15 protein-coding genes and 1 tRNA gene are annotated in these 17,291 nt (G+C 58.3%); 5 read left to right on the top strand and 11 right to left on the bottom strand.

All coding sequences use genetic code 11. The annotated features are described in order from the left end of the window. Window positions 1-61: 61 nt before the first annotated feature. Both ACRRQW_RS10605 and ACRRQW_RS10600 read right to left on the bottom strand, forming a co-directional pair. Complete coding sequence (locus tag ACRRQW_RS10605) at window positions 62-1,168, bottom strand: substrate-binding domain-containing protein (RefSeq protein WP_438481332.1); 1,107 nt, start codon at window positions 1,166-1,168, stop codon at window positions 62-64. A gap of 88 nt (window positions 1,169-1,256) precedes the next feature. Next, the gene (locus ACRRQW_RS10600) at window positions 1,257-2,507 is read right to left on the bottom strand and encodes a sialidase family protein (RefSeq protein WP_438481331.1); all 1,251 of its coding nucleotides are present in this window, start codon (window positions 2,505-2,507) and stop codon (window positions 1,257-1,259) included. A 190-nt stretch (window positions 2,508-2,697) separates the two neighbouring features. On the opposite strand from ACRRQW_RS10600, the gene ACRRQW_RS10595 reads away from it, so the two are divergent. Further along, window positions 2,698-3,609, top strand: coding sequence for an alpha/beta hydrolase (locus ACRRQW_RS10595; protein WP_438481330.1), 912 nt, complete (start codon window positions 2,698-2,700; stop codon window positions 3,607-3,609). Then, window positions 3,606-5,180 carry a sialate O-acetylesterase gene (locus ACRRQW_RS10590; protein ID WP_438481329.1) on the top strand — a complete coding sequence of 525 codons (1,575 nt, stop codon included), beginning with the start codon at window positions 3,606-3,608 and terminating at the stop codon, window positions 5,178-5,180. Before ACRRQW_RS10595 ends, ACRRQW_RS10590 begins: the two co-directional genes overlap by 4 nt. A gap of 51 nt (window positions 5,181-5,231) precedes the next feature. On the opposite strand, the gene ACRRQW_RS10585 is transcribed toward ACRRQW_RS10590, so the two are convergent. From ACRRQW_RS10585 to ACRRQW_RS10565, 5 genes are all read right to left on the bottom strand, one after another. Continuing rightward, window positions 5,232-6,152 carry a dihydrodipicolinate synthase family protein gene (locus ACRRQW_RS10585; RefSeq protein ID WP_438481328.1) on the bottom strand — a complete coding sequence of 307 codons (921 nt, stop codon included), beginning with the start codon at window positions 6,150-6,152 and terminating at the stop codon, window positions 5,232-5,234. 9 nt (window positions 6,153-6,161) lie between these two features. Next, window positions 6,162-7,091, bottom strand: coding sequence for a dihydrodipicolinate synthase family protein (locus ACRRQW_RS10580; RefSeq protein ID WP_438481327.1), 930 nt, complete (start codon window positions 7,089-7,091; stop codon window positions 6,162-6,164). Window position 7,092: 1 nt separating this feature from the next. Continuing rightward, window positions 7,093-8,046 carry a D-2-hydroxyacid dehydrogenase gene (locus ACRRQW_RS10575; protein ID WP_438481325.1) on the bottom strand — a complete coding sequence of 318 codons (954 nt, stop codon included), beginning with the start codon at window positions 8,044-8,046 and terminating at the stop codon, window positions 7,093-7,095. A gap of 9 nt (window positions 8,047-8,055) precedes the next feature. Beyond that, window positions 8,056-9,240 (bottom strand): mandelate racemase/muconate lactonizing enzyme family protein, encoded by a 1,185-nt coding sequence (locus ACRRQW_RS10570; RefSeq protein WP_438481324.1) that lies wholly within the window; start codon window positions 9,238-9,240, stop codon window positions 8,056-8,058. 374 nt (window positions 9,241-9,614) lie between these two features. Beyond that, window positions 9,615-9,938: a hypothetical protein gene (locus tag ACRRQW_RS10565; protein ID WP_438481323.1), complete on the bottom strand. Its 324-nt coding sequence runs from the start codon at window positions 9,936-9,938 to the stop codon at window positions 9,615-9,617. 297 nt (window positions 9,939-10,235) lie between these two features. On the opposite strand from ACRRQW_RS10565, the gene ACRRQW_RS10560 reads away from it, so the two are divergent. Next, complete coding sequence (locus ACRRQW_RS10560; protein ID WP_438481322.1) at window positions 10,236-11,282, top strand: LacI family DNA-binding transcriptional regulator; 1,047 nt, start codon at window positions 10,236-10,238, stop codon at window positions 11,280-11,282. Between the two features lie 404 nt (window positions 11,283-11,686). Here ACRRQW_RS10560 and ACRRQW_RS10555 read toward each other — a convergent pair. Next, window positions 11,687-11,763 (bottom strand) — tRNA-Met (locus ACRRQW_RS10555). A 111-nt stretch (window positions 11,764-11,874) separates the two neighbouring features. On the opposite strand from ACRRQW_RS10555, the gene ACRRQW_RS10550 reads away from it, so the two are divergent. Continuing rightward, window positions 11,875-12,777 carry a PfkB family carbohydrate kinase gene (locus ACRRQW_RS10550; RefSeq protein ID WP_438481321.1) on the top strand — a complete coding sequence of 301 codons (903 nt, stop codon included), beginning with the start codon at window positions 11,875-11,877 and terminating at the stop codon, window positions 12,775-12,777. Between the two features lie 6 nt (window positions 12,778-12,783). Here the strand turns inward: ACRRQW_RS10550 and ACRRQW_RS10545 are convergent, their stop codons facing one another. From ACRRQW_RS10545 to ACRRQW_RS10535, 3 genes are all read right to left on the bottom strand, one after another. Beyond that, on the bottom strand, window positions 12,784-13,470 hold the full coding sequence (locus ACRRQW_RS10545; protein ID WP_438481319.1) for an SGNH/GDSL hydrolase family protein: 687 nt from the start codon (window positions 13,468-13,470) through the stop codon (window positions 12,784-12,786). Window positions 13,471-13,494: 24 nt separating this feature from the next. Next, the gene (mgrA, locus tag ACRRQW_RS10540) at window positions 13,495-14,487 is read right to left on the bottom strand and encodes an L-glyceraldehyde 3-phosphate reductase (protein WP_438481318.1); all 993 of its coding nucleotides are present in this window, start codon (window positions 14,485-14,487) and stop codon (window positions 13,495-13,497) included. Window positions 14,488-14,652: 165 nt separating this feature from the next. After that, window positions 14,653-16,275, bottom strand: coding sequence for a fucose isomerase (locus tag ACRRQW_RS10535; RefSeq protein ID WP_438481317.1), 1,623 nt, complete (start codon window positions 16,273-16,275; stop codon window positions 14,653-14,655). A gap of 114 nt (window positions 16,276-16,389) precedes the next feature. Here ACRRQW_RS10535 and ACRRQW_RS10530 point away from each other — a divergent pair, with 114 nt between their 5' ends. Next, complete coding sequence (locus ACRRQW_RS10530) at window positions 16,390-17,271, top strand: helix-turn-helix domain-containing protein (RefSeq protein ID WP_438481316.1); 882 nt, start codon at window positions 16,390-16,392, stop codon at window positions 17,269-17,271. Window positions 17,272-17,291 lie beyond the last annotated feature (20 nt).

Raw genomic sequence — 17,291 nt, 5'->3', positions numbered from 1 at the left:
AAGAGGCAGTTACCTCAAACGTTGTCTCCACGCGTTTGTAGTCCCTGAAAAGCCGCTGGGATTACTTGGTGCGTGGCTTTTCCAGGGGCGGTTCGGCAAGCGTCGCGCCCTTCACGTAACTCGGCATGATGCGCACATCTTTTTTCGCAATGACCTCGCCTTCGACCGTAAGCATCAGCAACCGGAACAAATGCCGCGCAAAAGTGTGCGCATTGAACGCGTAACGCGACGGCTGCGGATGCACGAAGGAAAGAAACGGATCGTCGTCCGTGCACACCAGCGAGACATCCCGCGGCACGAGCAGCCCGCGGTGCTGCAGATACGTCAGCGTCATCAAATAGTGATTTGGATTCGTGACGAGAATAGCGGTGGGCGGACGATCGTGCCCAAACATCCGCGTGAGCGCTTTAATGATGCTCGCGCTCGATCGCTGGTGTTGCACCACCTCGCCCGTGGCACCGCGCGACGACGCCATGCTCACGCCTTCGAGAAATCCTTTCTGGCTTCCAATAATGCCGGCACGATTCGACCGCTCCATGAAAAATGCCAGTCGACGATGTCCCGCCGCGATCATCTGGCCCGCCGCGTGCCGACTGAGCGCGCGATAATCGAGATCCACAAACGGCAGATCCGTTTCCGGGCTGCATGAGCCGGAGACGACGCATTTGATGCCATTCGCATAAAACCAGCTCTTCACTTCTTCGCTCGCGAGCACGAGCAACCAGCAATCGTGAGGATGCTCCGCGACCAGCTTGGCCAGCGCCCGGGCGGAACCGGCCGAGAAAAACCGATCCCCGTGATGCGTGCGCAAGCGGTAGCCGATATCTGCCAGCTGAGCGCGCAATTCATCCATGATCAACGCCACGTTCGGGCGAAACAGATCAATGGGATCCGGCGAAAGCAGTCCAACCGTGCGCGTCAATTTGCGCGGCTCGGCGCGGCCGGCGGCATTCACCACGCGCGTGCCGACAGGATGCACGGCCTGCACGCGTCCTTTTTTTTCCAGCTGGCTGATCGCCGCGCGCAGGGTGTTGCGACTGACGTGCAGCGAGTCGGAAAGTTCGCGCTCGCTGGGCAGCCACTCCTGCCAGGTGCCTTGGCCGATCCCCGTCTCCAAGATCTCAACGACCTGACTGACGAGCGAATGGCGTTTGGGAATTTGATCCATGAAGCGGGGTGTTGCGGAAAACTCTTCCTCAAACAACCGGCCTCGGAGCCTTGGTTCAATCCCGGAACCAAGACTGGTCGTGAAATTTTTATTCAATCGACGTATGCGCAGGCGCGAGCAGCCACTCGACGTTGAAACGCGCGAACTGGATTTCGTCCCAATACTTCACGGAGTTTTTCGCGCCGCGCTCATACACAATGCCGATGGAACCATCCGGGAGCACGGTCATGTCGGAATACGAACTCGTGTGCGGATAAATCACCCGGCCCGCCGTCCAATGTTTTCCGTCATCGAGGCTCCAGCGCACCGTCATGTTGTAGCGGCCGTAAGGGTGTTCTTTTTGCCGAATCGGTGCGGCGGGATTCGAAAAAAGCAGCATTTTATTCTGCGGCGATGACGCGAAATCATACACGCGCAGACCCGCGTGCACCGTCGTGGAAGCGAGAGCGTCGTCGCGATACGCGCCGTGCCACGTATCGCCGCCGTCTTTGCTGAGTTTGACGAGGCGTCGGCTGTTGTCGGGCTGGTCGTCACCGTTCGCGTTGCGCATGCTCATCATAAGCGTGCCGTCAGGGAGTTCGACCATGCGGCATTCGTTGCCGTTTTTCAAAACGTTCGGCCCGAGTTGCCACGTCGCGCCGTGGTCGTCGCTGTAAAAGATGTGGCTGAACGTCGCGCGCGCGCCGCCGGGCAATTCCTCAAGGTGGCGCGCCGGGACAATCAAGCGGCCTTTCTTCGGGCCCTGAGTCAACTGCACGCCGCCCGCACCCGGACCGATGCCGTAACGTTGAAACCAGTTTCTTTGCCAGCGCACCGCGAGCGAGCCTTGGCCGCTCTCGGGGTCGACTTGCGAGTGGGCACCCTCTTTTCCTTTCAAACCAAAGCGATCCCACTCGGCTTTTACGACCGAATCGTGCACGACGACGGGGCCTTTCCACGTCTTGCCGCTGTCGTCGCTGCTGAAGTAAGCGAACTTCTTTTTGTTTTGCAGGAAAAACGTGAAGATGCGCCCGCGCTCCTTGTCGATGACGATGGTGGTGTCAGTGCACGTGTTTTCGCCGTCGTCGAAGATCACTTGTTCCGGGCCCCATGTTTTCCCGAAGTCAGTTGAACGCACGCAGACAAGGTCGTGGTCCCCGATATCGCCGATGCCGGAGTTTCGTTTCTCGGTAAAAATAATCACGTCGCCGTTGGGCGCGGTGATGATCGCGGGAATGCGGTAGTTCGGGCGATTTTTCTCGGTGGCCGCGTGAACCGTCACGGTTTCAAACAAGGGCACGGCCGATGCGGAAACCGCGACAAGACCAAACAGGACGATCCAACAGGGAATAAGTTTCATGGGAGCAAACGGGGATAGCGGCACACCATCGGCCGACGAAAGCGGGATTCACACTCATTGCCCGACGTCGACTTCGGCCCAATCCGAGAATCATGGTTCCTTCCAAGAACCACTCGAGCGGGCTAGCGTAGCCCTCGTTTCTCAGGTTGAGTATTGCTCGCCCCACAATCCCCTGCCGGTCTTCGCCACTATGAAATTTTACGCGTTATTTCTGATCTGGTTAGTGATTTTTTCCACCGGTCACTCCGCCGAAACGGCACCCGCCAAGCCCACGCCCAAAGGGCCGAATTACGCCGGAAAGATTGCCCAAGGGCTCAAGCCGACGCGTTCGGTCGTTTACAAGAAAATCGCGGGACAGGAGCTCCGGTTGGAGCTGTTTGAGCCGCCACCAAGTTCGACCGCCAACCCAAAGCGCGTGGGCTTTATTCTGATTCATGGCGGCGGCTGGACGAGTGGTGCCCCACGGGCCATGTATCCGTTCACCGATTGGGCAGCGAAACAGGGCATGGTGGGCATCAGTGTCCAATACCGACTCTACAAACCGAACACCGAAAATACCGTCGCCCAGTGCGTGCAAGACGCGCGTTCGGCCATTCGCTATATTCGTGAGCATGCGGTCGAACTCGGCATCGATCCCCAGCGCCTCGTCGTGGGCGGCGCTTCGGCGGGCGGCCATCTCGCCGTCGCGACGGCTTTGTTCGATCAATTCGACGCGCCCGGTGAAAGCACCTCCGTCTCGTGCACCCCGGACGCACTCGTGTTGTTTTCGCCGGTCATCGACACGTCCGCCGAGGGTTACGGTCAAAAGAAAATCGGCGCGGACTGGCGCGCGCTTTCTCCGGCGCACCAAGTGAGAAAGAATCTTCCGCCCACCCTGCTTTTCCACGGCACCGGCGACACGACCACGCCGTTTAAAGGCGCAGTGCTTTTTCACGAGGCCATGCTGGCAGCGGGCAATCGTTGCGACCTGATTTCCGTCGAGGGCGCGCAACACACCTACATGTTCAAAGACGCGACGCTTTACGAACGTTCACAGACGGAAATCCAGGCATTTCTCGTTTCGATTGGATTTCTACCACCCGCCGCCGCTTCCCGGTCATGAAAGGAATCGTTGTCTCGCTCTGTCTCGGCGGGTTGTCGCTCGCGCCTGCGCTGCACGCGGACATCACCTTGCCGGCGATCTTTTCCGATCACATGGTAGTGCAATCTGGGAAGCCCGTCGCGTTCTGGGGTCGGGCCGACGCGGGTGAGAGAATCACTGTCACACTTGCCGGAAACTCCGCGCAAACCACCACCGGCGCTGACGGCAAATGGAGTGTGAAACTCGGTCCACTCGGCACCACGGCCAGCGCCCAGACCTTAACGGTGAAAGGGCGCAACACGCTCACGGTCTCCGATGTGCTCATTGGCGAAGTCTGGCTCTGCGCGGGCCAATCCAACATGGCGATGGAGATGGAAGGCCTGCACGGCCAGGTGGACAACGCCGACGCCGAGATCGCCGCTGCGAATCACCCGACGATCCGCATGTTCGCTTACTACGAATACTACAGCATCTACACGCTGCTCGAGCCGCCCGCTACGCCGCTCGCGGATCGCCCGGGCAAGTGGATCGTCTGCACTCCTGCCACCGCCGCAAAATTTATCGCGCTCGGGTATTATTTCGCGACCGGCCTGCAGCGCCAGGTCGACGCTCCCGTCGGCCTGATCGCGACCGCCGTGGGCGGAACTCCGATCGAAGCCTGGACAAGTTTGCCCGCACAACAGGCGAAGCCCGCCGTGCAACCTGTGCTCGCTGACTGGAAAAAGCGGCTGCACCACTACGACGCCGCGAAAGAACAACAGACGGCCAACGAGGCCAAAGCCGCCTGGCAACAGGCACGCGCGACCGCGACCAAAGCCGGTCAACCGATTCCGAAAGCGCCCGCCGCATTTAAAAATCTACTCGTGAGCAATCCCGCCGGCTTGTTCAACGGCATGATCGCGCCGGTCATTCCCTACGGCGTGCGCGGTGTCTTGTGGTATCAAGGCGAGCGCAATGCCGCCGGCCCGTTTACGCATTTTTACGGCGTGCAGTTGGAAACACTCATCGCCGACTGGCGCGCACACTGGGGCGAGGAATTGTATTTCGCCTGGGTGCAAATCCCGCGGTTTCAGAAAGAGCAAACTCAGCCAATGGAACCCAAGGGCTGGGGCGTCTCTGTGCGCGACGAACAACGGCGCACGCTGAAAGTTCCCCACACCGCGATGGCAATCACCATCGACTACGGCGGCGTCACTGACGGCCACCCGACCAACAAAAAAGACTACGCAGAACGCCTGCTGCTCCTGCCGCTGCACGATGTTTACGGTAAAAACTTAGCCGAATGGACCGGGCCGCTTTATCGCTCGATGGAAAAGCGCGGTCGTGAACTCGTGTTGAGTTTCGACCACGCTGCGGAGTTGCGCCCGAAAGACGGCGGCGAACTAAAAGGATTCGCGATCGCCGGTGCTGACCAAAAATTCGTCTGGGCCAAGACGCGCATCGAAGGAGATCAGGTCATCGTCTGGAGCGACGAACTCGCCGAGCCCGCGGCAGTGCGTTACGCATGGGCGTCGAACCCCAAGGTGAATCTCGTCAACTCCGCCGGCCTACCCGCCTCGCCTTTCCGCACTGACGACTGGCCGGCACCGTGACGGACAATTTGTAACGTATTACGTTACGAACTTAGAATTTTCTCCGTCGATTTATTTTCCGACCGCAGTGAAAAATCCGAGTTGCTCCAACTCAGCCCGCATCTTCGCAATCGAATCGGCGGAAGGCTGCACGAGAGGCGCACGCACTGAGCCGCAGTCGAGCCCGATGAGGCTCATGATGGCTTTGCCAGCCGGCAAGCCGCCGTGTTTCACCATCGAGGCGATTACTTGCGTGACTTTCAGCTGATGCGCGCGCGCTGCATTCAGATCCCCCGCGACGTAGGCTGCGACGACACGATTAAAGATCGGTGCCATGTAATTGTAAGTGCTCCCGACTGCGCCAGGTGCTCCGACCACGAGCGCGGACAATAGAATTTCGTCGCGTCCAAAGAGGATGTCGTAGCGGTCCTTGGCGGCGGCGAGCGTCAGCGTGTAATCCATCAAGTTTTCGTGCGTGAACTTGATGCCGGCGAAATTGGGGATGCGGGCGGCAGCGAGCGGGAGAAAGTCGGCCATCGTGCCATTCACGCCCGTCATCCCGGGCATGTGGTAATAATAGAACGGCGTTTTCGGCGCACTCTTCGCCACGGCGGCGCACCAGTCGATAATCCCCGCGAGACCTTCCGGCTTGAAAAAACTTGGCGCAAGCGTCGCCACGGCGTCGGCCCCGATGCTCTGCGCATGTTTCGCGAGTTCCTGGCTTTCGCGCAGCGAGTTGTGACCGACGTGCACGATCAACTTGAGTTTTCCTTTCGTCGCACGACGCCATGTTTCGGCGAGCTTGCGGCGCTCGTCGCTCGTTAATGACGATCCTTCGCCCGTGGTGCCGCACACGAACGCGCCATGCACGCCCGTGGCGCGCAAGTGCGCGGCGACTTTCGCGACCATTGTGTAGTTAACGGCACCCTTTGCATCGAAAGGCGTAAAAGGAGCGGCGATCAAACCGTCCAAACGAAAACGAGATTTTTTCATGGGGGTAGATTAGAAAAATTCCGGCAACTCAGCGCGCGCCACTTCACCGATGGCGCGGGCTTGCGCCTCGGGCACGTAACGATACGGCCAGCGCAACCGCGTGCTCATGCTCGGCAACCAACCGCCGGCAAACGCCGCCGCCTTGTCGGCGGCCATGTTCGACAGTCCATCCCGTGTGATGATGGGCGCGATGTTCGCCGACCAGAACGCAAGAATGCGTTTGCCCTGAGCCGCGCCGGCGGCGGGATTTTTTACGCACAGCTCATACCAGCGCTGCGCCGCCGCAGGATTGAGGCACGCGACGTTCGAATAAGCGCCGTGACCGCCCCGCGTGAGTCCGTCCGCGAGCAAATGGCCAGGGATGAACACGGAAAGTTTTTCCATCACCGGCTGCATCGCGGCATACCATGCATCGTCACCGCCGGGCACTTTCATGCCGACGACGCCAGGCACGCGCTCCGTGATCGTGGCCCATTCCACGGGAGATAATTTCCGTTTGGCGTGCGGCGGGTTGTAGAGGATGAGCGGGATCGACCCAGCTTCTGCCACCATCTTTTCCAAGAACGCTAAAATCTCAGGCATCGACGGCGGAAACCAATCCGGAAGAATCACTTGATACGCGGACGGCTTGAGCGACCTCGTGCGCCGCAGTCGCTCGCGCGCCTGTTGCGCACTCGTATGGCTGAGGCCAATTTGAAACGGGACGTTGGCGCGTGTGCATTTCTCCGCGAGCAACTGGCTCACGCGGTCGAACTCATCTTCACTCTGCGTGTAGAATTCGCCCGCGCTGCCGTTGGAATACACGCCGTTTACTTTCGCGGCGATGAAATGATCGAGTTCGGTCGCGAGCAGCGCAAAGTCGATGCTGTCGTCAGCTTGGATCGGCAGCAGAAGCGTGGCCCAGTTGCCTTTGATTTCCTTGGCGGTGAGTGGTGTCATGTCAGAAATTTTTCATCACCACGTTGCGCAGCTCCTGCCGCGCGTGGAAACGCTGAAGATTATCCACCACCAGATCGCACATGCGGCGGAATTCATGCGCAGAGCGCCCGCTGCAATGCGGCGTGATCAGCGTATTTGGCGCGCCCCACAACGCGCTCTGCGCCGGCAGCGGCTCCTGCGTGAAAACGTCGAGCCCGGCAAAACCGACCTGCCCGTTTTCGAGCGCGGTGATGAGCTCGGATTCAATGATGTGCGCGCCGCGCGCGAGCGAGTAGAGGCCCGAGCCACGTTTCATCGAAGCGAAGATGCGCGCGTTAAAACAGCCGCGCGTGATCAAGTTTAACGGCAGCACGATGAATACATGGTCCGCCCGCGCGACCGCGTCGGCGAGGTGCTCGAGCGGATAGATTTCACTCACAAGCGGATGCGGTTTGGAAGAATCCTGGCGCACGCCGATGACCTTCATGCCGAGGCCGAGGCACCGGCGTGCGAGTTCAGTGCCGATACTGCCGAGCCCGCAAATGCACGCCGTGGTGCCCGTGACTTCGCGATATGGCGGATAGCGCTCGAAATGGCAATTCACCTGATCCTGCGCGTGGCGACTGAGATTGCGCGTGCCCGCGAGCATGAGCGCGATGCCGTGCTCCGCGACGGGGATCGACATCGTGCCGGCGGAATTGCTCATCACGAAACCGGGTTTCTTCTCGAGGCCTTGCCCGATATAAGCTTCGTAACCGGTGCTGCCGCATTGGAAAAAACGGCAGCGCCCTTCCGCAATGGTCGACGACTCGGGCCAGCCGACGACGATGTCGCTCGCCAGCACGGCGTCACGGGCGGCAGGAGATTTTTCCGGCGCCATCTCGACCGTCGCCCACGCGGCGCACGATTTTTGAATACGTTCGAACCATTCGCCGCCCAAGCCGGCATGACAAAGCGTGATGCGCTGTAAGCTCATGCGGCGATTTCAGCTGATGAGCTTGCGACCTTTTGGGTGGCCCAGCACGCGATAGAAAGATCCGGGCTGATACGGATAACGCTTCTCCACGTCTTCCGGTAATTTCACTCCTAGGCCCGGCGCAGTGGGCGCTTCGATCCCGCCGTCGACCACCTTGAGCGGGTTGACTAAAAACTCCTCGCGCAACGGATACGGGTTGTTGGGCAATTCGAGGATCACGCAATTTTTCGAGGCGAACGCCGCGTGGTAATTTCCCATGATGCCGACACCGCCGGCCCACGTGTGCACCGCAAGATTCACGTTTCGGCGCGCGCACATCTCCGCGACTTGGCGGAACATCGAGAGGCCACCGAGAATCGCGGCGTCCGGTTGAAATAAATCGAGCCCGCCGGCGCCGAGATATGCCTCGGCCTCGATCAAGCTAGTGACAGTTTCGCCGCCGGCGATTGTCACAGAAGTCTGTTCACGCACTTCGGCAAAGCCAGCGTAGTCGGTGACCTCGCAGGGTTCCTCCACCCAGAGCATGCGGTAGGGTTCGATGCTGCGAATTATTTTCAGCGCTTCCTTGGCCGTCCACGGTTTGTTCGCGACCCCTTGCACGGCGTCGACGGCGAGATCCGGCTTGGGTCCGAGGACTTCGCGACAGAACGCGACTTTTTCGACGATCTGTTCCGGTCCCAGAAAGTTGATGCGAATCTTCACCGCGCGGTAACCGTCGCGCACGTAGGACTCGAGTTCGCTGCGCAGTTCGGGGAATGGCTTGTTGTTGCCACCACTCGCGTAAACCGGAATGCGTTCGTGGACTTTGCCACCCAGCAACTGGTGCACGGGCACGTTGAGCGTTTTGCCCCGCAGATCCCAAAGGGCCATTTCGATGCCGCCCATCACACTCGCGGACATGCCAAACCGGCCCCAATAATAACAGGCCAACCGCAGCAGATTGCGCAGGCTGGTGACGTCTGACGGATCTTTGCCAAGGAGCTCGATCTCGAACTGCTTCACCAATTCGCGAACCGCCTCCGGCGCAAAGACGCCCGTGTAAGTTTCGCCCAAGCCGTAGATGCCTTCGTCGGTCTCGATCTTGATGACCGAAATGGTGCGATGCCCGTTGGCGAAACAAAGTTCGCGCTCAAGGTCGCCGGGGACGGCGTAGGGACAACTCAGGAGTAAGCAACGGACAGAAGTGATTTTCACGGGGTGAAACCAAGAAAAGCATTTCGTCCAAACCACCCGCGAGCCGAGGACTATGGTAGTTTATGTGAACCATAGAGCGCCGCCGCTAACGCTATGTTTTAAATACCCCATGATGCTGCCTGCCCGCTCGCGTCTCCTGTGGTGAAACGTCGTGAATTTGCCGCCGGCAGCGCAGCTGCCCTCCCCGCGACTCGCCACGAGGCAAGTTTCACGAAAAAGATTTCATCCATCTTTAGCGCGCCCGCGGAATTCCGCCCACGTAATCTACGAGTTCGAAGTCAATGGCAGCGACGCCGAGTTCACTTTTCGCTGGAAGCGCGAGAGTTTTCAGAAACTGCGGCTGCGGCCGAAGCGCATCGTTCATCCGATCCTCATCACTTGGTTTCGGAGTCCAATCCATTCGCGACAGTTTTTGCCACGTGATGATATAGCGCCCTCGCATTGCGATACTCATCAACAAGGCCCCAGCGACGATATCCATCAGGCCCGCTACCTGGGTAACGACTGGCGTAGTCGTTAAAAGACCAGAACGAAAGTCCGCAGATCCACGGACGGGCCCGGGCGAGCGCGAGCATTTTATCAAAGTGATCGATACGCACCTGCTCCGATTTCACCTTGTCGATGCGCAATCCAAACTCTGAAATGAACACCGATTTTTTGGGCCAGCGCATATGCACCGGGTCGAGATAGCGGGCCATTTCCTCGATTGGAAAATAAACATTGGTCGAAATAAAATCGAGGTAGTCGAACGCGTGAGGCGAATTGGGGTGATTTCATAACGGGGTGAAGTTAGGGTTTGGGTCGACCGAACTCTGTGAAACTTTATGAGGCATCACAGAGCGCAGTCGCGATTCTGGGGTTACGCTCCATGTGTAAGTTTCAGGATTACCCTTTTGTTAAGACCTCCATCGGTGAAAACGTTGACTAAACGCTTTAAAAATCGCCAATGCGTGACTTTATAAAGCGAGTTTCCGACCTCAACCGCGTATTTTAGTATGCCTCGTTGCACCCTCACCAGTATCGCGCTCGCCGCCAGAGTTTCCGTCTCGACCGTCTCTTATGTGTTTCGTCGCGACCCGAAGATATCCGCTGAAACTGCGAGTCGGATTTTAAAAATCGCTGATGAACTGGGATATCGTCCCAACCCCAGCGTTTCCAACTTAATGGCGCACATTCGCTCGGGGCGCACTGTGAAGACACGCGATACAATTGCTTTCGTCTGGATCGAAAGTAAACGAAGCCAAGAGAACGAAGTTTATAATCAACAATGCCTGAAGGGAGCCCGGCAGCGAGCAGTCGAACTCGGTTTCAATTTAGACGAATTTCATCTTACAGCACCCGGGATGACTGCCTCGCGCCTCAGCAACATTCTGCGTGCACGCGGAATTACAGGAATAATTTTCTCTTCTTCGGAGAATGAATATGGAGTGAACCTCGACATGAATTGGGGCGCGCATTCAATGGCCATCATCGGAAATGCTTGCTGGAACCCCGAACTCCACCGCGCCGGCCACTACCACTACATGGGGATGCGTCGGATTATGTTGGAACTTAAAATGCGTGGCTATAAACGCCCAATGGCAATGTTTTCGCGCGCAATTAACGAACGCGCCAATCGCAGTCCTGAGGCAGCGTTCATCGCATTCCACCCTAGCGAGACTCAGTCTAGAAGACTACTGTTCCCCACCTCGGAAAACTCTCTGGGCACTATGGCGAGGCTCGTGCGCAAACATCGCCCTGATTCCGTCATTCTGACTTATGCTTTCGAAGCAAAGGCAGCAGAAGCTCTTTTAAAACGTTCCGCACCGGGCATCGGCGTGGTATGCACCCAACTCGACGAAGCACATCCTGATATGACCGGGATTGTTCCTGATCACGCGCAAGTGGCGGCAAACGCCATGGACTTGGTGCAAGGGCAACTGTATAGAAACGAGCGAGGCGTTCCCCAAAACCCAAAGGAGCTGCTTTTCGAAGGACGCTGGAACGAGGGCAAGACTTTGAGGACCAGACAAGTCAGCGCCTTGGCTCGCGTTACGCTATAGCGCGGCTTCTCGATGCATTGACTCCAGCAGCCTATGGCCAATCAATTCTGACCCGCTTGAAAGAACTCCAACGAGAGAAGCGAAATTTTGCCTGCATAAACGCTAGAGGCCACAGGCTCGCCAAGGCCTAAGATTACTTTGATTTATCAAACGGTTTTTTGGGACAAACGAAACAAATTCTCAGCAAAAGGTTCCAGCAGAGGCGTGGAACGCAATGTGCCCCAGTGATGCCGAGTTCAAAAAAAAGGCCTTGGAGTAATGCTAAGTGAATGACCGCAATCTACGGATTTCACAGCCCGCAGTTTTCAGTCTTTCAGAAAGTTGCACCGTAAAATTCTGGAACTTGAATATCGTGCAAGCGGCTCAACAAAAAGCCCTCCCGAGTAGCGGGAGGGCTTAGAAATTGGGTGCAGAGCTTGGATTTGAACCAAGGACCTTCAGGTTATGAGCCTGACGAGCTACCAGGCTGCTCCACTCTGCATCAAGGGAGGTGCATAAGTGTCCACGCTTTGGCTTCTGTCAACGGGTTTTTCCGAAATGATTTTGGCCGTCATGGAACGCCTCCCGTGCCTCGTAAGTCATTGTTATCACCGTGAAAAATGCCCGCCCTGTCACCGTCGCGACTTTTGGCGAAGCCCTCTGGGATATTCTTCCGCGCGGGATGTTTCTCGGCGGCGCGCCGCTCAACGTAGCTTATCATCTCAGTCGTCACGGCGTTCGCGCCCTGCCCATCACTGCGCTCGGTCGCGATTTTCTCGGCGACGAAATTGCGCAGCGCATCACCGCTTGGAAAATGGATCCCCGTTTCATCGCCCGACTCACGCGCTGGCCCACGGGCACCGTCCGCGCGAGCTTGAGCGCGAGCGGATCGGCCACTTACCAAATCGCCCAGCATGTCGCGTGGGATCGGATTTCCGTGCCGCCAGCGCTGCCCGCCTCACAACCACCTGCCGCGATCGTATTCGGCACGCTCGCGCTCCGCGAACCAGCTAACCGTCGGCAATTGACCCGTATCTGCGCCGCCTGGCCCACTGCCCTCCGCGTGCTCGATATCAATCTCCGCGCTCCGTTTGATCGGGCCGACGCCATCGCTTTCGCGCTCCAGCACGCGCAACTGGTGAAACTGAACGACGAGGAACTCGCGCGGTTTTCGGGGAAAAAAGTTACGACGCCCAGCCTGATGCACGCCGCTGTGGAAATTTTTGCGCACCGCAATGCGCTCACCCAAGTTTGCGTCACGGCCGGCGCGCGCGGAGCCGGACTTTATTGGAACGGCAAATGGCATTGGGAGCCCGGCCGGAAAGTCGTCGTGCGCGACACCGTGGGCGCCGGCGACGCTTTTCTGGGCGCGCTGCTCGCGGCGCTGCTGGCCCACAAACAATCCCCCCAACGCGCACTTGCCCGCGCGTGCCGCCTCGGGGAATTTATCGCCGCGCGAGACGGCGCAACGCCTCCTTATCGAGTCACCACCGCAGGAAAACCGATCGATGGGTGACGCTCTTCAGCGGCTCAAGTGAGGCGCCAATATCTTCGTCCAGATCGCGTAGCCGGCGGCGCTCATGTGCAGGCGGTCGGCGACGAAAAGTTCTTCGCGCGGTTTGCCAGCGGCGTCGAGCATCGCCGGCCCCACGTCGACGTATCTGCATAATGGATCGCGAGCGCACGTCGCCGAGATCAGCGCATTGGCTTCGGTGAACTTGGCCCAGTGTTTCTCGCGACTCGGACTTGGTTTGAGAGAAATAAAAATGACGCGCGTTCCGGGCAGGCTCGCGTGGATTTTTTTTCTAAATTCTTCGAAATCTGCCGCGACTTTCTGAGGAGTGGCGCCGGAGGCCAGGTCGTTTTCGCCAGCATACACCACCACCGCACGCGGTTTTGCCGGAACGACCAACCGGTCAATGTAGAACACACTGTCTTCCAGTTGCGAACCACCGAACCCGTGGTTGATGACATTTAGATTGGGAAAATCACTCTTCAGCGTCGACCAGCGTTTGATTGACGAGCTGCCGATAAACACGATGCCCCCGGGCGCTGGTGGATTGGCCTCCTCGGTTTTCAGCAGCTGATCGATCTCCCCTTTCCAGCGCGCCGGATCTGCGTGGACGGGCGACACCGCGAGCAGAAGCGCAGCGGCGATCGCTACGATTTTGAGTTGGGAAAACAGGGGGGCGAAGAAGTGGGATTTCATGGGGTATTCAAAAAGGGAGTATAATTACTTCAAGATCTGCTCGATTCTGGCGAGTTCATCTGCGGCGAGTGGCTGCTTCGCCAGCGCCCCATGGATATCGTCGATCTGTGACACCTTGCTCGCGCCAATGAGCACGGAAGTGATTTCGCTGCGGCGCAGGAGCCACAGCGTGGCGAGTTGCGCGAGCGTCACGCCGCGCGCGACGGCGATTTCGTTGAGCGCACGCACCTTTGCGAGGACATCGGGCGTGATTTTTCCCGCGTTGAGAAACACGCCGGATTTCACCGCGCGAGAATCTTCAGGCAGGCCGTTCAGGTAACGATTCGTGAGTAGTCCTTGCGCGAGCGGCGAAAACGGAATGCAACCCGCCCCGACATCGCTGAGCGCCGGCAGCAACTCAGGCTCCACCCAACGGTTGAACATATTATAAACCGGTTGGTGAATGAGCAGCGGCACTCCGAGGCTTTTCAAAATCGCGGCGGCCTTGCGTGTGTCGTCGGCCTTGTAATTGGAAATGCCCACGTAAAGCGCGCGACCGGAGCGCACCGCATCGGCGAGTGCCGTCATCGATTCTTCGATCGGCGTGTCTGGATCCGGGCGGTGGTGATAGAAAATATCGACGTAAGGAATTCCCATCCGCTTCAGGCTTTGATCGAGCGACGAGAGCAGATTTTTGCGCGAACCCCATTCGCCATACGGACCGGGCCACATGTAATAGCCGGCTTTCGTGGAAATGATGAGTTCGTCGCGGTGCGTGGAAAAATCTTCACGCAGCAAACGTCCGAAATTTTCTTCGGCCGAACCGGGCGGCGGGCCGTAGTTGTTCGCGAGGTCGAAATGCGTGATGCCGAGATCGAACGAACGGCGCAGCAGCGCCCGCTGGTTTTCAAGTTGATCGACGCCGCCGAAATTGTGCCAGAGCCCGAGCGAAACGCGCGGGAGCTTCAAGCCGCTGCGACCGCAGCGCGCGTAATGACCGGAATCGTAGCGATGGGGATTGGGGACGTAAGCACTCATCGCGGCCAGCTTGGCGGATTGCCCGCAGCGGCGACGAGTCTAAAGAGCTCAACTCGGTGCGTTACGTCAGAATCCGCGGTGCTCGCCGGTCTCCGCACCGGCGGCGCTGCACGCAGATATCGTGCTGAAAACCCAACCGCGTCGGTGCGGAGACCGACGCCCACCTTAGAATGCTTTCCCGTCAGCTTTGGTGCCGCAGAAGGAGACCGCGAGGCCGAGTTCGACTGCGAGCGCGGCTTTGGCATAAGCGGCCAGATCAGCTTCCTGCGCGGAGTGCGCGTAGGCGACTTGGATGTGATTCGCTTGATGCTTCGCCATCATCTGGTCGCGCGTCACGCCGTAGGTCACCGCGTGCATGATCGGCCACGCGGGGGTGGTTTCCTGCCAGCGGCGCTCGGTCTCAGCTTGCGGCAACGAAACCACTTTTGCGCGGCCGATATCCATTTTAAGTTTTCCGCCTTGCACGTAAACCCGGCTCCACACGATTTCGCCCGGCTTCGCCACGCCGCGCAATGAACCACCGCCGAGGCGAAAATACATCGGCGGTTGACGCAATGAGTCAGAGCCCGCCCAGCCATCGATGTGGTGATCCGCCGGCGCGCTGCCCGAGATGAGAAACACCCACACGTATTCCTTCGTGGTGCCGGACTTGTCCCAATCGCCCCAACGCAAATCGTGCAGCGTATTCGCGACCGGTTGACCGAGCGCGGCGTGGACGCGATTCGTGAAGAGACCGTCGAGGCCGGCGCATTCGTCAACTTCGTTGAAATGCACGATGGGCTGGCCGGCGCGGATGACTTTGCCTTGCGCATTCTTGACCGGCGGACGCTTCGAAGAATTCAGCGTGCCTTCGACGAGATCAGAGGCGGGCAGCAAATCTTTGAGGCCCTGCTGATATTGAATGCCAATTGTTTCACAGCCGAATTCGTCGGCGATGCGACACGCCGCGACATAGGTTTTGCACTGAAGCAACACCTGCGCCTTCGTGAGTTCAGTGGCTTCGTCGGTGCCGAAGTGAAACTTCAGGCCCTGCTGCACATACCATTTGTAAACTTCTTCCGCTTCCGCATCGGTGACTTGCGTGGCCGCGTAATAGAGCGCGGATTGCGAAAGGCGCTCTTTGCACACGCCGGTTTGATAAAGAAGCTCATCAGGGATGATAGCGTTATACATGCCCATGCAGCCCTCGTCGAAAATGCCCATGATGGATTTATTCACGCGCAGATCCTGCGCGATCACCTTGGCCACTTTCTTCGCTTGCGCGGGCACGGCGGCTTTCGCGAATGCCTTCACGTGCGCTGTTTTGTGTTTCGCCACGCCGGTTTTCAACCAGCTGCCGAGGCCAGTAAGGAAATAGGTGTCGTCGAAATTTTCGCTCCACAGCGTCGAATATTTAACGCCCGCTTTTGTGAGCGAGCCGTTCAAATTCAGCATACCCACCAAACCCGGCCAAGTGCCGCTCCAATTTGCGACAGTGAGGATTGGACCGCGATGCGACATCAGACCGGCGAGCACGTGGTGCGAATATTGCCACACCGACTCGGCGACGATCAGCGGCGCCTCCGGATCTAGTTTTGCGAAGATCGCGAGACCTTCTTTTTGAGACGCAATGAAACCATGCTTCACCTTCGCGTTGTAAGGATGCGCGCGTTTCAGGGTGTAGCCGAGCGACGCCACGACCGCGGTCAGCTTCGCTTCCATTTCCTTTTGCGCGGGCCAGCAGACTTCGTTGGCGGATTGACGGAGGTCGCCACTGGCGACGAGAAGAACAGTTTTCGAACGAGCCATAAAATAGAGGGGTTCCGACAACCTTGGGCCTGTCGCCAAGTCGACGCGAGTCGATTGGCATGTTTTAAATTTCAAAAAGATGGATATAATTTCCACATCGCCCATAGTTCGGTGATGCGCTCCCGTCGTTCGCAACGCACAACTCCCGACCTGCTTTCCAAGCAGGTGAGTGAGGCGGCTTACTTTTTTCTCAACCTCACGCCAACACGAGTTTCCGATTACACGGTGTGCGCGGGCGGACGTGAACGCTGCAATCCCGACTACCTCATCCGTCGCCGGAAATATGGCTACACCGTGCTTGAGTTCGTCGCCAGTGGTTTGGGGCACGTGCTGCTAGACGGGATAAAATTTCCGCTCAAAGCCGGCGCCGTTTTCAGTTACCAGCAAGACACGGTCTGCGAAATCCATACCGACCCGCACGACTGTTTAGTGAAATATTTCATCTGCCTCGCCGGGCGGAACGCCCCCACCCAACTCAAACAAGCCGGCGTGCGCACGGCCAGCGCCACCCAACTTGCTTCGCATACGGAAATCCAATCCCTGTTCGCTCACCTGGTGCGCGAAGGCCAGGCGCACACCAAATTTTCCCAGGAGATATGCGACACTTTGCTGAACCTGATCCTGCTAAAAATCCGCGAGTCGCTCGCCCAGCCCGGGACAGCTCCACAGGCTGGACGCGAAAAATTCCTTCACGTGAAACAAGTGATCGACGCGCGGGCAGCTGAGTTGAAAAGTCTCGATGAAGTTGCGCGCTTTTCCGGGGTCGCTCCCGTGGCCGCGTGTAAACTTTTCAATCAGCACCTCGGCCTCAGCCCGTTCCGCTACTTGATGCGGCGGAAGATGGAAATCGCCGCGGAGCACCTCATGCAACACGGCGGGCTGATCAAGGAAGCCGCCGCCCAAGTCGGATTCTCCGATCCCTATCATTTCTCACGTCGCTTCCGGCATGCTCACGGGGTGGCGCCGACTAAGATGCGCCGCTTGCAGCAGCACTAGCGAACCGCGAATTCGCGTAA

Origin of the sequence: Oleiharenicola lentus (assembly GCF_051660365.1) — a bacterium.
GTDB classification, from domain to species: domain Bacteria; phylum Verrucomicrobiota; class Verrucomicrobiia; order Opitutales; family Opitutaceae; genus Lacunisphaera; species Lacunisphaera lenta_A.
This window is presented reverse-complemented; position numbering and strand designations above follow the sequence as displayed.